Annotated in this window: 15 protein-coding genes and 1 pseudogene; 4 read left to right on the forward strand and 12 right to left on the reverse strand. The window is 60.0% G+C overall.

What is annotated here, in order from left to right:
* Positions 1-164: 164 nt before the first annotated feature.
* The 9 genes and pseudogenes from ACB040_RS17915 to ACB040_RS17955 all read right to left on the reverse strand — a co-directional run bounded on the left by ACB040_RS17915 (position 165) and on the right by ACB040_RS17955 (position 8114).
* Positions 165-587 (reverse strand): DUF6173 family protein, encoded by a 423-nt coding sequence (locus ACB040_RS17915; protein ID WP_371155862.1) that lies wholly within the window; start codon positions 585-587, stop codon positions 165-167.
* A 1175-nt stretch (positions 588-1762) separates the two neighbouring features.
* A complete protein-coding gene (locus ACB040_RS17920; protein ID WP_371155860.1) occupies positions 1763-2518 on the reverse strand; it encodes a substrate-binding periplasmic protein in 756 nt (251 codons plus the stop codon).
* Positions 2519-2657: 139 nt separating this feature from the next.
* Positions 2658-3404 (reverse strand): annotated as a pseudogene (locus ACB040_RS17925) (substrate-binding periplasmic protein).
* 130 nt (positions 3405-3534) lie between these two features.
* On the reverse strand, positions 3535-4281 hold the full coding sequence (locus tag ACB040_RS17930; RefSeq protein WP_005359739.1) for an ABC transporter substrate-binding protein: 747 nt from the start codon (positions 4279-4281) through the stop codon (positions 3535-3537).
* Positions 4282-4352: 71 nt separating this feature from the next.
* Positions 4353-4871, reverse strand: a complete 519-nt coding sequence (locus tag ACB040_RS17935; protein WP_371155858.1) for a GDYXXLXY domain-containing protein — start codon at positions 4869-4871, stop codon at positions 4353-4355.
* Complete coding sequence (locus ACB040_RS17940) at positions 4868-5872, reverse strand: DUF4401 domain-containing protein (protein WP_371155856.1); 1005 nt, start codon at positions 5870-5872, stop codon at positions 4868-4870. Before ACB040_RS17940 ends, ACB040_RS17935 begins: the two co-directional genes overlap by 4 nt.
* Positions 5865-6803, reverse strand: a complete 939-nt coding sequence (locus tag ACB040_RS17945) for a DUF2157 domain-containing protein (RefSeq protein WP_371155854.1) — start codon at positions 6801-6803, stop codon at positions 5865-5867. Before ACB040_RS17945 ends, ACB040_RS17940 begins: the two co-directional genes overlap by 8 nt.
* Positions 6804-6967: 164 nt before the next feature.
* On the reverse strand, positions 6968-7525 hold the full coding sequence (locus ACB040_RS17950; RefSeq protein WP_005337386.1) for a TMEM165/GDT1 family protein: 558 nt from the start codon (positions 7523-7525) through the stop codon (positions 6968-6970).
* A 259-nt stretch (positions 7526-7784) separates the two neighbouring features.
* Complete coding sequence (locus ACB040_RS17955) at positions 7785-8114, reverse strand: translation initiation factor (RefSeq protein WP_005337385.1); 330 nt, start codon at positions 8112-8114, stop codon at positions 7785-7787.
* Positions 8115-8233: 119 nt separating this feature from the next.
* Here ACB040_RS17955 and ACB040_RS17960 point away from each other — a divergent pair, with 119 nt between their 5' ends.
* The 3 genes from ACB040_RS17960 (at position 8234) to ACB040_RS17970 (ending at position 11094) form a co-directional block, all read left to right on the forward strand.
* Positions 8234-8461, forward strand: a complete 228-nt coding sequence (locus ACB040_RS17960) for a FeoA family protein (protein ID WP_005337384.1) — start codon at positions 8234-8236, stop codon at positions 8459-8461.
* A 126-nt stretch (positions 8462-8587) separates the two neighbouring features.
* Positions 8588-10858: a Fe(2+) transporter permease subunit FeoB gene (feoB, locus tag ACB040_RS17965; protein WP_371155851.1), complete on the forward strand. Its 2271-nt coding sequence runs from the start codon at positions 8588-8590 to the stop codon at positions 10856-10858.
* Positions 10855-11094: a FeoC-like transcriptional regulator gene (locus ACB040_RS17970; protein WP_005350974.1), complete on the forward strand. Its 240-nt coding sequence runs from the start codon at positions 10855-10857 to the stop codon at positions 11092-11094. The genes feoB and ACB040_RS17970 overlap by 4 nt, the downstream gene beginning before the upstream one ends.
* A gap of 94 nt (positions 11095-11188) precedes the next feature.
* On the opposite strand, the gene ACB040_RS17975 is transcribed toward ACB040_RS17970, so the two are convergent.
* Both ACB040_RS17975 and ACB040_RS17980 read right to left on the reverse strand, forming a co-directional pair.
* On the reverse strand, positions 11189-11839 hold the full coding sequence (locus ACB040_RS17975; RefSeq protein ID WP_265776374.1) for a DUF2913 family protein: 651 nt from the start codon (positions 11837-11839) through the stop codon (positions 11189-11191).
* Positions 11840-11937: 98 nt separating this feature from the next.
* Complete coding sequence (locus ACB040_RS17980) at positions 11938-13233, reverse strand: DEAD/DEAH box helicase (RefSeq protein ID WP_005337380.1); 1296 nt, start codon at positions 13231-13233, stop codon at positions 11938-11940.
* A gap of 286 nt (positions 13234-13519) precedes the next feature.
* On the opposite strand from ACB040_RS17980, the gene ACB040_RS17985 reads away from it, so the two are divergent.
* On the forward strand, positions 13520-14068 hold the full coding sequence (locus ACB040_RS17985) for an O-methyltransferase (protein WP_371155848.1): 549 nt from the start codon (positions 13520-13522) through the stop codon (positions 14066-14068).
* A 75-nt stretch (positions 14069-14143) separates the two neighbouring features.
* On the opposite strand, the gene ACB040_RS17990 is transcribed toward ACB040_RS17985, so the two are convergent.
* Positions 14144-15559 (reverse strand): FAD-dependent oxidoreductase, encoded by a 1416-nt coding sequence (locus ACB040_RS17990; protein WP_371155846.1) that lies wholly within the window; start codon positions 15557-15559, stop codon positions 14144-14146.

Consider the following 15559-nt stretch of genomic DNA (forward strand, 5'->3'; position numbering starts at 1 on the left):
TTACTAGAAAAAAACAGCTCATTACAACTCATATTAACTTCCTTTGTTAGCCCGCTGTCGAATACAGAAGCTTGATTTTCCCTTTAACACGCTAGCTCAACCGTTGGCAGTGTACGGGGTGAAGCCAGCAGGTTGGCAGTCGGCTGGCGCGTTGGGTTAGACGCTTACTCATCTTTAGTTTTTTCATCTAAAATGAAGCCGATACGACGCGGTGCCTCATTTTGTTTTTTCATTCCAATAAGCAATACACTCAATTGGGAAATATGTTGGATTAGTTGCAGTTTTTCACCTTGATCATTTGTACCATAGAAAGAGATTATGTCTGGGCCGTAATACCCTATATCCTGAATGTGAAAAGTAATGGCCTGACCAAACGAAACTAGTCTTGCTCCAATTTCATGGTCATCATCAAGTTCAGCCTCGAAATCTTTAATGTACTCAACCAGTCTGGTGTAGGTCCACTTTGCCGGATTGCGTGTTGAATCGGGCAAGTGAGGCATCGTGATCTCTGGCATAACAGGTTGTACAAAAGCTAAGTTTTGTGCTGACAATCCAGCCTGTTCTTCTAACAGTTTTTTCAAATCCATGAATGTTCTCCAAAAAGGGCCGTAGGTGCGATTAGCGAAGCGTAATCGGGAGTTCGAGAAATAAGGTGTTATTACGGTGAGCTACTCACTATCGGGTCTTCAATATAAAACTGTTTCCTGATAGGAGTCTGTGCCGATTGCTGTTGTACTCATAATGATTTTTTTACCCATGCAACCACGTTGATGATTCTTGTTTCATCAGTGCGGCAATCTGGCCTCGCCATATGGCGGGTGAGGGGCCGGATCAGAGATAACGTCTCTCCCGATCACCGCCTCGAATACACCGAATGCTGTTAACCAACCTCGGTGCGGCGGGTTGGGAGTTGCCCCCTGTTGTTCGCCGAGGTGAGACCGTTTGTCCAGGCCGCGAGGCAGGACGCCGAGCGAGCGCCGCTGGGCCAAGGATGGCCCATCGGCGCGTGCCGTGGGACAAACGGGTGAACCGAGGGAACCCGACGCAGGAGGGCGAACAAGTGGGGGTGGCCTTTCTTTTGGTGACTTTTCTTTGGCCACGCAAAGAAAAGTCACTCGCCAAGCCGCGCAGCGGCGGCGAAACCCCGTCGAGGACGGAGTCCTCGTGTCCTGCATGGCGAAGCCATGCCAAATACCTTGTTGCAGGGCAAAGACGTTACCGACCCCTCACCCTAGCCCTCTCCCGCAAGGGGAGAGGGGACGGTTACCGCGGACGATTACGCTGCGCTAATCGACCCTACTGGCGAAGCCGTGCCAATACCTTGTTGCAGGGCAAAGACGTTACCGACCCCTCACCCTAGCCCTCTCCCGCAAGGGGAGAGGGGACGGTTACCGCGGACGATTACGCTTCGCTAATCGACCTACGCTAAAGTCGCTACCGCCCCTGACTGTCGCTACCAGATTGCGCCGTTGACCATTGATCTCGGAAAAGGGGTCAACAGACGCCCGTCGCCATATTACGGAGCCAGAGTGGTCTTATCTATGGTTTTGATGAGCTAACTATCAGAAAAGAGTGATTTTTTGCGCTGGCACAAACTTTTATTAATTAGTGATTAGTTGATGATTGTCGGGGCTTGGCAGTGGCAGGGCGGTGGGGTGACGCCGCGAGAGGAGTGCAAACGGTAAAAAGAGGGGCGTGCAAACGGAAAAAAGCGAAGGGGCCCGCGGTGGGCCCCTTGTTGCTGGCGCTCGACGCGGCGCCGCTATTTAGGGGCGGGGGTAGGGAAGTATTTGCTGTGCAGCAGCGGGTATTCGCTGCTCGCCAGCACCTGGGTCAAGCCGGTCTGGAACTCCTTGACCAGTTCGTCGCTCACCGGATGGCTGAAGGCGAAGCAGAGCTGCTCCGAGCTCAGCACCCACTGCTCCTTGAAGCTGGCTGGGTCGATCTTTTGCTCTGCGACCAGCATCTCCATGGTGGTCTTGTGAGTTGACAGCAGATCAACCCGGCCGGAGGTGAGCATCTTGAGCGCTTGTGATAGCCGATTGGCAGTCATCAGCCTGGTCTCGTCAAAGCCGTTGTTGAGCAGCAGTTGCTCCCCCACATCGGCCCGCACCGCCCCGATATTGAACGCCTTGGCATCGTCGAGCTTGGTGATGGTGATATTGCGCTCGGCCAACCCTACCAGCACGACTTCGATATAGCCGACGGGACAGGCCCACTTGAACAGGGGATCCCGCGCCTGGGTGCGGGCGGTGGAGAAGAGCACCGCATTGGGCTTTTGGGTCAGCAGGTAGTAACCACGCGCCCAGGGCATGATGGTGATGGGCTGCGCCGGTGTATTGGTCTTTTTCCACACCAGTTGCAGCAGCTCGACCGCGAGGCCGGTGGGGGCGCCGCTGGCATCGGCGTAGTTGTAGGCTTTGTACTCTTCGGTGATGTAGTGCAGTTTGCCGAGCTCAGGACTCGCCTGTGCGAGGGTGGCCAGCAGCGCCCCGGCCAATCCAATCCATGGTTTCATTTTTGCCATCCTGATCAAGGGAATATCTGCTCAAGTGTGACCAAGCTGGCCGATTTCGCCAAGGCGACGGAGCATGTTTGGCAAAAAATCGCGAGGGGCGGCCGCCATCCCGCGCCCTATGTCGGCGGCGATCTGGGCGTTAGCGCAGCGGCAGGTATTTGGCTTGCAGGGCCGAGAAATCCGCCGAGGCGACGACCTGGGTCAGCGCCTGCTGAAAGAGGGCGACCTCGCTGTCGGGCACCTGACGGCTGAAGGCGTAGCAGAGCGGTCTGGCATCCAGCACGAAGGCGACATGAAAGTCATCCGGCTTGAAGCCGAGCTGCTGCAGGGTTTGATAGCCCGCGAGCTTGTTGGTCGCAAACAGATCGGCGCGACCTGAGGTGAGCATTTTGGCCGCCTGGGTGAGGCGGTTGGCCAGCATCAGCTGGCGTTCATCGATACTGCGTTCGAGCAGCAGCTGTTTGGAGACGGTAGAGCGCACCACGCCGACCTTGTAGCGGCTGATCTCGGCCTCCGAGCCGAGGGTGATGTTGTCCGCCTTGCGCCCCAGCAGCACAAACTCCGAGTGATCGATGGGGCAGGCCTACTTGAAGAGTGCTTCCCGCTGCGGGGTGCGGGCGGTGGCAAACAGCACCACATTGGGTTTTTGTTGCAGCAGGTTGTAGCCCCGGGCCCACGGCAGAATCCGGATTGGCTGGGGCGACACGCCGCGCGCTTTCCAGATAAGCTGCATCAGCTCCACCGACAATCCGGTCGGCATCCCTTGCTGGTCGCTGAAATTAAATGGGGGAGAGATTTCGCTCAGATACTCGAGCTTGCCCGGATCGGCTTGCGCGAAGGTGGCCCACAAGAGCAGTAGCAGATGAGGTAGGTGCCATGTCCGCACGGGAAAGATCCTTCGCAATCAACTATGTAGCCCAGTTTGACTGCTTGCGGCGGGAATAGCTAGCCACCTCTATTGCATCTTTCATCAATAAAATGGGCAGCGAACCGCTGCCCATCGGGTGAGTGAGTGCTCAGCGCACCGGCAGGTATTTGGCCTGCAATTTGCGAAACTCTTCCGAGGCGAGGGCGCGGGTCAGGCCCTGCTGAAAGAGGGTGATCTCGCTGTCGGGCACCTGACGGCTGAAGGCGTAGCAGAGCTGCTCGGCGCTCAGCACCATGGCCACATTGAAGTCGTCGCTGCTCAGCTTCAGTTCGCGAATGGCGTCATATCCCGCCAGCTTGCTGGTGGCGAGCAGGTCGGCGCGGCCGGAGAGCAGCATCTTCAACCCTTGCGACAGGCGGTTGGCCGGGATGATGTTGTTGTCATCCATGCCGTTGTTGAGCAGCAGCTGCTCGGCGGCATCCGAGCGCACCGCGCTGATCTTGTATTGGCTCATCTGATCGAAGGCGGTCAGGGTGATGTTCTGCGCTTTGCGGCCCAGCAGTATGTACTCCGAGTAGCCGATGGGGCAGACCCACTTGAAGAGATCCTCCCGCGCCTGGGTGCGGGCGGTGGAGAAGAGCACCACGTTGGGCTTCTGGGTTAGCAAGTAATAACCCCGTGCCCAGGGCAGGATGCGCACCGGCTGGGGTGTCACGCCGCTGTGTTGCCAGATCATCTGCAGCAGATCGACCGCAAGGCCGGTGGGCTGGCCTTGCGGATCGCTGAAGTTGTAGGGGGGGTACTCTTCGGTGAGGTACTCGAGCTTGCCCAGATCAGCCCGGGCCGTCGAGGCCCAGCAGAGCAGCAACAGATGACAGATCAGCCATATCCTCATTGGGAACATCCTTAGCGATCAACCTTCCCTTGAGTGTGACCATGAACAGAGTAATTAGCCACTCACGGCCGTTACCAGCGGGTGCGGATCTGCCCGATGGGCTGGTAGGCCTCATCCCGCAGCCCCACCAGCAGGGTCTTGCCATCCGCTTGCAACCGGAACTCGCCGTAGCGGGCCGCTTCGTACTGCTCTCCCGTGCCCTCTTCAAAGAAGTAGGCATCGGGGCCGATCTGCCACTGCCGCTCGCTCTGGTGAACCTGCAATCGCCGCTCATCGCTGGCGAGCCGATCCGGTTTGCCATCGGCCACCAGAGTGGCCACCTGATGGGCATCGAGCCGGATCACCAGGGTATCGCTGCCCTTGTTTTGAGTAGTACGAGCGTCGCGGCTGGTCAGCTCGCGGGCAATTTCATAGTTGAGCCGCATGTAATCCCCCTGCATCAGGGAGCGGGGATCGACCGGAGCGAGCCGCAGCAGCACCACTTCGCCGCTGCTCATGGCGTGCTCATAGCGCCAGACGGTGGCATTGATGCCTGCCAGGATGGCGAGGCCGCTTAGCAACAGGGCGAGTTGTCGGGTGACGGGTTTCATGAGTCGCTCCTTGCCGCAAAGGTGGTGAGTAGCTGGCGGGCACCCAGCAGCAGGATGCCGGAGCCCAGCAGCAGCCAGGATTTGGTCATCAGGGTGAGCCCCAGATCGTAGTAATAGAGCGAGCCATAACCGAGCAGCAGCAGGGCCGAGAGGGTCATCAGCCCCAGACTGCCAGCATAAAACCCGAGGATCAGCACCAGTGCGCCTGCCCCCATGCCGGGAATGATGGCGCTGATCAACACCAGCGGCAGGCCAAACAGCAGGGGGAGCTTGAGCTTCACCATCACCGCCAGCAGCAGGGCGGCGCAGATCAGGGGATTGAGCCAGAGCGGCAGGCGGGACAGCCCCAGCTCGTCCAGCACGCTGCTGCCGCCATCCCAGAGCGGGTGGTGCAGGCGGCCCAGCACCAGCAGCGAGAGGGCCAGCCCCAGCGTGATGGAGTGGTAGAGCTGGTGGCGCTCTGGATCCCTATCTGCCCGCAGCCAGCAGAAGGTGATGGCCGCCATCACCAGCGGCAGCGCCAGCAGTTGCAGCCCGAGGCAAGCGAGGCCAAGGGTGAGCAGCAGGGCCGCCGCCACGCTGTGAAACAGCCGCACCAGCCAGTGATCGAACAGCACGGCGATGGCAAGGGAGAGCAGGCACAGACCGAACCAGAGCTGGGCGTGATGGAGATCCAGCTGATCGAGCAGGCCATAGAGCAGCCAGGCATCGGCCGCCAGGGTGAGGGCCAGTACGAACTGATCCCAGAGATCGCCGCTTTGGCTGCGATTGAGGGCGTAGGCCCCCGCAAGCAGCACGGCCCCCAGCAGCAGGGCGCTGTTGGCCTCGCGGGTCAGCTGCTCGAAGCTGAGAAACAGGAAAAAGAGCAGGAACAGGGCGGCAATCCAGCCCACCAGCCCGAGCAGAAAGCGGCTCGACCAGTGGGGTTGGGTATCACGGGGCATCTCCCCTTCCACCAGATTGGCCTGTTGCAGCGTTTGCCAAAGGGTCAGGTCACTCATGAGACCTCCGTTGTTGTTGCAGCCAGCGGGCGGCGGTGACAGAAAGGCCGATGGCGATCAGGCTCAGCAGCAAGAAGCCGTTGATGTCGGGCTCCATCCACTTGCCCAGCGCCGCGAGGATGACGGCAATCAGACTGAGGCAACCCATGGCGAGTCCGGCGATAAATCTGTGATGCCAAAGGGCATAGGCCGCAGCGAGCCAGCCAAGCCAGAGCGGCCACACCAGCGGGGAGGCGGCATCAAACAGCGCCAGCAGGGTGAGCAGGGTGGCCCCCAGACCGGCAGCCAGGCCCGCCAGCCAGCTTGGCATCAGGCGCCAGCGGGTCGGTGCCAGCAGAAGCAGACCCCAGAGGGCGGCGTTGAGGAGGGTCAGGCACCAGCCCAATCCCTCTTCATCGAAGGTAAAGAAGAACGTGAACAAACCGAGCCGCCAGTAGAGCACCAGCGCCAGCTGACCGAGCAGCCAGCTTAAGGTCCAGAGCAGGGGGCTTTGGCCAAATACCGCCAGTGGCACCAGCATCAGCGCCCAGGTGGCGAACAGCTGCCAGGGATCGGCGCCGGTCTGGTAGGTCTGACCCACCAGCGCCAGCAGGGCGCCGATATTGAGGGCGATAGCGAGCAGCAGCGCCTGACGGGGATTATCCCCCAGCGGTTTGCGCCACAGCAGAAGCAGCATGGCGAGCAGCGGTGCCTCCAGTAGCGCGAGGCGGGAGACCCGGCCCAGCTCTTGCCAGTTGAAGGCGACGAAGAAAATAAGGCCAGCCCCGATACAGAGGGCGCCGAGCCAGAGCAGCAGCCGGTCAAACAGCCACTGCCAGCGCGCCGGATGGGGGGGAAGATCGGCGAGGGTCAGGGCGTCCGCCAGCTTCTCTGGCGCCAGCCGTCCCTGTTTGACCCATTCGAGAAGCGTCTCTCTTGATACGTTGTGCATGGGGGGACTCCACGAGGTTTGCCCCATTATGGCATGAGGCACCCGCAACCGTGCACTGCCCCTTGGCTCTGCGGCTGGTGGTTGCGACAGCGGGTTGCGCACTAGACACAGCAGCAAACAAAAAAGCCCTCCACAGGGGAGGGCTTGAGCAGCGGAAAAGGCGATCAGGCAAAGATCAGGGTGCTCACCCCGAGGCCGACGAAGAGGATGGCGCAGGCGATGCGGATCCCCTTGAGCGGCAGCTTGTCTGCCCCCAGCTTGCCGATCAGCACCACAGGCACGTTGGCCAGCATCATGCCGAGGGTAGTGCCGGTAATGACCTGTACCAGCGAGTCATATTTGGCGGCCAGCAGCACGGTGGCGATCTGGGTCTTGTCGCCGATCTCGGCAATAAAGAAGAGCACGAAGGTGGCCATAAAGGGGCCGTATTTATCCAGCGAGCTCTCCTCGTCATCCATCTTGTCCGGCACCAAAATCCAGATAGCCATGGCGATAAAGGCGATGGCGACCAGCCAGGTCATTATCTTGGGATCGAGCCAGCGGCTGATGAACTCACCAATCCAGGCAGCGCCCGCATGGTTGAGCAGGGTAGCCGCCAGCATGCCGGCGATGATGGGCCAGGGCTTGCGAAAACGGCAGATGAGCAGCAACGCCAACAGCTGGGTTTTATCGCCGATTTCGGCAATAGCGACGCTGAGGGTTGAGGTTAACAAGGCTTCCATAAAAATGACCGGGGGACGGAATTGTTATAAACCAAAGACAAGCCTGCGCCATCCGTCCCCGGTATTGGCACTGGCCCGTCAAAGGTCTTGTCAAATCCATGGCTGGCATGGATCACCCTGACCATGGTGATTTGGCACCAAGTATGTTGATCAGGGTCGCAAACCGGTATTCATGCAATGGATGGCTCCGGCGTGCGAGACTACTCCCCCTCGATGGGAGCGGGCATTCTAGGGAAAAACCGCATGAGTGACAAGGGGATCAGCCACCCACCAGCTTGACGCTGAAACCGGCTTTCTCCAGCTCGGTTTTGATCAGGTCCCGTTTATCCCCCTGGATCTCGATCACTCCCTCCTTGATACCGCCTCCGGTGCCGCACTTTTTCTTGAGCAGGGTGGCCAGGGATTTTTGCTGATCGGCGGGTACGCCATGAATGGTGATCACCCCGGCACCCTTGCGCCCCTTGGTCTCGCGGCGAATGCGCACGGTGCCGTCGGTGGGGAAGGGAGAGGCGGATTGGGGAGCGCTCTGCTCCTTGATCATGCCGCCATCTGTGCTGTAAACGAGGCGGCTGTTGTTGTCGTGACTCATGGCAATACTTTATGGGTTAGCTAAGCGGAGTTTGATTTTACTCAAATAAAAGTTGAAGACACAGCTTATAATGCCCCAAGTAAAAGCGAATTATTATTGTTTAACTTCAGGAGTCAGTCATGGTACTCACGCAGTTGTCACCGGGACAGAGTGCTCGCATCAAGAATATGAATCAGCTCGCCCGGCCGCTGCGCCGCAAACTGATGGTGATGGGCCTGTTGCCCCAGACTGAAGTCATCTATCTGCGCTCCGCCCCCCTGGGGGACCCGCTCCAGATCCAGTGCCAGGGGATCTGTCTCTCCATGCAAAAGAGTCTGGCCCAGCAAATAGAAGTCGAGCCGGTATAACCCCCTGTTCGGCTACCGCTCCGGTCAAGAAAGTCACCGGGAGCGGTTCAGATACAAGAAGTCGAACCTGCAAAGCGGCTTGCCACACGCGCGGCGGGTTCAGAAGAAAATAGAGGTAGAGCTGGTATGAATTATTCTCTGGTAACGGTAGGTAACCCCAATAGCGGCAAGACCTCCCTGTTCAACGCCCTGACCGGCGCCCGCCAGCAGGTAGGTAACTGGAGTGGCGTCACCGTCGACAAGAAGATGGGTGAGTTCAGCGCGGGTGAGCATCACTTCAAGCTGATGGATCTGCCCGGCATCTATAGCCTGGCCAGTCAGGATGGCAGTCTGGACGAGCAGATCGCCAGCCGCTTTGCCCAGGGCCAACAACCCGACCTGCTGCTCAACGTCATCGACGCCGCCAATCTGGAGCGCTCCCTCTATCTCACGCTGCAACTGCGCGAACTGGGCCTGCCCATGGTGGTTGTGCTCAACAAGCTGGATATCCTGCAAAAGCGCCGCATCGTCATCGACGAGAGCAAGCTCGGCAAATCTCTCGGTTGCCCGGTGGTGGCCCTCTCTGCCCACAACAGCAAGCAGGTTGCCGCCTTCAAGCAGCAGATCCGCCAGTTTATCGGTCAGCCGCAAGCCGCCTTGCAGCTCGATTATGGCCACGAGCTTGAAAACGATCTGGCGGAGCTGGAGACCCTGCTCGCCCCGCATCACCTCACTACCCGTGGCCGCGCCCTGCGCCTGCTGGAAGAGGATGCGGTGATGCAGGAGACCCTGCTGCCCGGTCAGCAGGCGGCCGCAGCCAATGTAGTGGCTCGCGCCCATCAGGGACAGGATATCGACCTGCAACTGGCGGATATTCGCTACGGCCATATCCACCAGTGGGTACAACAGGCGCGTCAGCAGAAGGGCAAGCTCACCGAGGCCCAGAGCGAGTGGCTGGATCGGGTGCTGCTCAATCGCTGGATTGGCATCCCCTTCTTCCTGTTTGTCATGTACCTGATGTTCCTGTTTGCCATCAACGTTGGCAGCGCCTTTATCGACTTCTTTGACATCATGGGCGGCGCCCTGTTTGTCGATGGGGTGCACCACCTGCTGGGGCTGGTCAATGCCCCCGAGTGGCTGGGCGCCATTCTGGCTGATGGCTTTGGTGTCGGCTTGCAGACCGTGGCCACCTTTATTCCGGTGATTGGCTGCCTCTATCTCTTCCTCGCGGTGCTGGAGAGCTCCGGCTATCTGGCCCGTGCCGCCTTCGTGGTGGATGCCCTGATGCGCCGCCTCGGCCTGCCGGGCAAGGCGTTCGTGCCGATGCTGATGGGCTTTGGCTGTACCGTCCCCTCGGTGATGGCGACCCGTACCCTCAACTCCGAGCGGGAGCGGCTGATGACCTCCGCCATGGCCCCCTTCATGTCGTGCGGTGCCCGTCTGCCGGTTTACGCCCTGTTTGCGGTGGCATTCTTCCCCGAGTCTGGCCAGAACCTGGTGTTCGGTCTCTACCTCATCGGCATTCTGGTGGCGGTGCTCACCGGCCTGTTGCTGCGCAGCACCCTGCTGCCGGGCAAGAGTGACTCCATGCTGATGGAGATGCCGGATTACGAGTGGCCGCGGCCGATCAACGTTGCCATCAAGACCTGGCAGAAGCTCAAATCCTTCGTCTTTGGCGCCGGTAAAACCATCGTGCTGGTGGTTGCCGTGCTGAGCGTGCTTAACTCGCTCGGTACCGATGGCAGCTTTGGCCATCAGGAGCAGGAGAGCTCGGTCCTGAGCAAGATAAGCCAGGCGGTGACCCCGGTGCTGCACCCCATAGGTGTACGCGATGACAACTGGCAGGCCACGGTCGGTATCGTCACCGGTATCTTCGCCAAAGAGGCGGTGGTCGGAACCCTCAACAGCCTCTACGCCGGTGGTGGCGATGCAGAGGAGGAGAGCGAGTTCTCGCTGGTGGCCAGTTTCCACGAGGCGATCGATGCCGTGGCGGCCAATCTGGCGGAGATCAACCCGAGCGACCCCATGGGGCTTGATGTTGGCAACCTTGACGACCAGAAAGCTGCCGCCGAGGCGCAGGAGGTCGATGTCTCCACCTACGGCAACATGCAGACTCACTTCGACGGGGCGGCCGGTGCCTTTGCCTACCTCTTGTTCGTGCTGCTCTACATGCCTTGCGCGGCAGCCATGGGCGCGCTGGTGCGGGAAACCGGTCGTCAGTGGGCGCTGATGACGGCGGTATGGTGCAACTACATGGCCTTTATGTGCGCCACCCTCTTCTATCAGGTGGCCACCTTTGCCGCTCATCCGGAGCAGAGCCTGTTCTGGATCGTCAGCTATGGCCTCTCTCTGGTGTTGCTCTGGTGGGCCGGTCGCCGTCACGGTGACATAGTCGCCCGCAAGGTGGTGACCTTATGATCCTGCGCGAGCTGGGGGATTACCTCGCCGCGCAGCAGAAGGTGAGCCGGCGTGATCTGGCTCGCCACTTCCACACCTCGGAAGATGCGGTGGAGGCCATGCTCGGCGTCTGGATGCGCAAGGGGCGGGTCATCAAGCGCGAGAGTCGCGTCTGTGGTGGCAGTTGCTGCGGCAAGAGCGAAGAGGTGATGTTCGAGTGGTGTGACGCGGGCCAGATTGGCATCAAGATCCGCTAAACGACTACCCAACCTCATCATCAAACATCGAACAATAAAAAACGGCAGATCCTGCACAAGGGTCTGCCGTTTTTATTGTTGAAAACAGGCGGGATCAGGCGCCTTGGCGAGCCTCGCTCAGCAGTGCCAGCGCCGGTTGGGCGTTGTCCGGCATCAGCCGGTAGGCCTTGTGATGTTTGACCAGGGCGGTTTTCTTGTTGCCCTGGCTCAGCAGCAGGCCGTGCTTGAAGGCCGCCTCGGCCAGCACCTTCTCGTCACCGCGCACATAGAGGGTGAGGGGTTTTACAAGCTCACCGTCCTCGATATGGCCTGCATATTCGCTGTGGCTTACCACCAGACTCGCCTGACCGCCAGATTGCAGGCGCAGCTTGGCATTCACCTCGCTCTCGGTCAGCACCAGCCAGCCTGCCGCTGAGAGCTCCTCCAGCAGCGCAGCCAGCTTGGCCCCCAGTTGTTGCGGGTTGGTCATGGCGCACTGGTACTGGAAGGCGATGCGCGCAAGCAATCCCTTGAGATCGGCACCCGCGCCCAGGGTGCGGCCAAGCTGCACCCAAGCTTTCAAATCTTCCATCACCAGACGGGAGAAGCGCTTCTCCTTGAGGGAGTCGGCCATCCAGGTGCAGAGAAAGTGGCTCTCTTGCGCCGGAGTGCGCTTGCCCGCCTTTTGCTCGGCGGTGCGGGCCAGTTCGGCCAGGCTTTGAGTGGCCATCTCGAGCAGGGCCTGATTGTAGGTAGGAGAGGTCATAAGCAATCCTTGAGTTGACCACCAGGGGCCAACACCGATGACAGAGATGGCAAAGGCGCCAGTGGCGCCTTTGCGGTTCAATAGAGCAACTGCCCGCCTTATTTCGGCTGACGGGGCTTCTTGGCTGCAGCCAGACGCTTGAGGCGCTGACCCTGCAGCTTGGCTTCGGCCATCACCTGGGCCACGGCGTTATCTTCACGCTGCGGGCGCTTGCCAAAGCGACGACGCTCTTGCAGCTGTTTGATCAGCTCGTCACGGCTGCTCACCTCATAGCCCGGCACCATGATGCGGCGGATCTTCTGGCCGATCAGGGCCTCGATCTCCAGCAGGGTACGCTCCTCTTCACGGCTGACGAAGGAGATGGCCATGCCGCGCTTGCCGGCACGACCGGTACGGCCGATGCGGTGCACGTAATCTTCCGCCAGGAACGGCAGATCGTAGTTGACCACGTATTCCAGATCCGGAATGTCCAGACCACGGGCGGCCACTTCGGTGGCGACCAGTACCCGTACTTTGCCTTCCATGAATTCGCGCAGGGCGCGGCGACGGTTGCCCTGGGCCTTCTCGCCATGGACAACTGCGGACTTGATGCCGTCGAGGTTCAGCTCCTCGACCAGCACATCACAGCTCTCGCGGGTACTGGCGAACACCAGCACCTGCTGCCAGTTCTGCTTGCCAATCAGCTCTGAGAGCAGCTCGCGCTTGCGCTTCTGCTCGACCGGATAGACGGTGTGGCTGACGGTGTCGGCGGTGGAGTTCTGCTTGTTGACGCTGACGATCTGCGGTCTGTCCAGCATCAGGTTGGCCAGCTTCTTCACCGCATCGGAGAAGGTGGCGGAGAAGAGCAGGTTTTGACGGGTCTTGTTGACCGCTTGCAGGATCTTCTGCACATCGGCACTGAAGCCCATGTCGAGGATGCGATCCGCTTCATCCATCACCAGACACTCGACGCCAGAGAGGCTGAGGTTGCAGGCGGTGAGGTGCTCCAGCAGACGGCCCGGGGTGGCCACAATGATGTGAGCGCCCGCTTTGAGCTTCTTGGCCTGCACGTCCTGCTTGCCACCGCCGACGATGGTGATGGTGGTGATATCGAGATACTTGGCGAAGTCATTGATGTTGCTCGCCACCTGAGCCGCCAGCTCGCGGGTCGGGGTCAGGATCAGCACACGGGCGTTGGAAGGCTGGACCGGCGCCGGATTGTCTACCAGACGTTGCAAAATGGGCAGGGCGAAGGCGGCGGTCTTGCCGGTACCGGTCTGGGCGCTGGCCAGCACATCGCGGCCACGGCGGATGGCCGGGATCGCCTGTTGCTGCACAGGGGTCATCTCCTGATAACCGCAATCTGAGACAGCACGCAAAATCTCGGGGGCAAAATCGAACGATTCAAATCTCATAATGGGTTCCTGTGTTCCAGCTGGGCTGTGTTTGGCTTGGTTAGCTCGGCATGAGCGAGACGGAGGTTGTAACCACCGACGGCTGCGCCTGACATCAAGTCAGAGAGTGAGCCGGAAAATGGCGGGCGCGAAGTGTAACAGATAGACGTCACAAATTCTGCCTCAAATGGTTGTCCTTTTCTCATCCTTTGTGGTGTGAATGGCGGTTGAAAGCAATCATTTGACTCCCAAATGCCAAGCTTAGATGCGTGGCTAAAGGTTTTGGGCAAGGACGAAAGGGATATCGATGGAACTGGAACAGTTAAAACGCCAGCTGGAGCAGCTTGGCGAGCGCAATGACAGCATGCAGCAGGCTCGACACCGCAAGCTGCTCAATATCACCCGCGACACGGGGGAGTTGCTGTCAGTGCTGGTGCAGACCCGTGGGGCGCAGGCGGTGCTGGAGATCGGCACCTCCAATGGTTACTCCACGCTTTGGCTGGCAGAAGCGGTGCGTCGGCTGGAGGGGCACGTGACCACCATTGAGCGGGATGAGGATAAGCGCGTGCTGGCCCCCTGGGTAACCTTGCTGGCAGGGGATGCGGGGGAGCTGTTACCGACCTTGCCGAAAGGCGGTTATCAACTCATCTTCCTCGATTCGGATCGTCAGCACTACCGGGCATGGTGGCCGCAGATCCGCCGCCTGCTGGCACCCCGTGGCCTGCTGGTGGTTGATAACGCTATCTCCCATCGCAGCGAGATGGTGGAGTGGATGAACGAGGTCGGGCAGGACCCCGCTTTTGTCACCTCGCTGGTGCCGGTCGGCAAGGGGGAGTGGCTGGTGGTGCGTTTGTAGGGGGTAGCAACAAAAAATCAGCCCCGCATTGGCGGGGCTGATTGTTAGGGAACATCACGGCTGTGGCCGGTCAGATCAGACCGCCATATAGTCCATGATCCCTTCGGCCGCTTTGCGCCCTTCGTAGATGGCGGTCACCACCAGATCGGAGCCGCGTACCGCGTCGCCACCGGCGAACACCTTGGGATTGCTGGTCTGGAAGGCATACTCCGCCTGCTCGCGCGCCTTGATGCGATCCCGGTTGTCGAGCTCGATGCCGAACTCCGCCATCCAGGGCTGGGGGTTGGGCTGGAAGCCAAACGCCATCACTACCGCATCGGCGGCCAACACCTGCTCTGAGCCCTCGATAACCACCGGATTGCGGCGGCCATTGGCATCGGGTTCACCCAGCTCGGTGCTCACTACTTTGATGCCGACGGTGCGACCGCTGGCATCCAGCTCGACCGCTACCGGTTGCAGGTTGAACATGAACTCAACCCCCTCCTCGCGGGCGTTTTTCACCTCCCGCTTGGAGCCCGGCATGTTCTCCTCGTCGCGGCGATAGGCGCAGATCACCTTGTCAGCCCCCTGACGGATGGCGGTACGCACGCAGTCCATGGCGGTATCGCCACCGCCCAGCACCACCACCTGCTTGCCGGCGAAGTCGATGTAGTCGGCTTGTGCCTTCTCGAACCCCAGCAACCGGTTGGCGTTGGCGATGAGGTAGGGCAGGGCGTCATAGACGCCCGGCGCCTCTTCGTTGGCAAAGCCGCCCTTCATGTACTTGTAGGTGCCGACCCCGAGGAAGACCGCATCGAACTCGCCGAGCAGGTCAGCGAAGGTGATGTCCTTGCCCACTTCGGTCTCGAGACGAAACTCCACGCCCATCCCCTGGAAGATCTCGCGGCGACGCTGCATCACCTCTTTTTCCAGCTTGAAGGAGGGGATACCGAAGGTGAGCAGGCCACCGATCTCCGGATACTTGTCAAACACCACCGGAGTTACGCCATTGCGTGCCAGCACATCGGCACAGGCGAGGCCCGCAGGGCCGGCACCGATGACGGCGACCCGCTTGCCGGTCTTGACCACGTTCGAGAGATCGGGCTTCCAGCCCATCTCGAACGCCTTGTCGGTGATGTATTTTTCGATGTTGCCGATGGTCACCGCGCCGAAGCGATCGTTGAGGGTGCAGGAGCCTTCACAGAGGCGATCCTGCGGGCAGACCCGACCGCACACTTCCGGCAGGCTGTTAGTCTGGTGGGAGAGCTCCACTGCCTCCAGAATGCGCCCCTCTTTGGCCAGCTTCAGCCAGTTGGGGATGTAGTTGTGGACCGGACACTTCCACTCGCAATAGGGGTTGCCGCACTCGAGGCAGCGATCCGCCTGCATCTGTACCTGCGGCTGATTGAAGGACTCGTAGATCTCCACAAACTGGATTTTGCGGATCTTGAGCGGCTTCTTGGGCGGGTCGACCCGCTGGACATCGATAAACTGAAATACGTTCTGGCTCAT

It is taken from the genome of Aeromonas sp. S11(2024) (assembly GCF_041402345.1).
Lineage (GTDB): Bacteria > Pseudomonadota > Gammaproteobacteria > Enterobacterales > Aeromonadaceae > Aeromonas > Aeromonas veronii.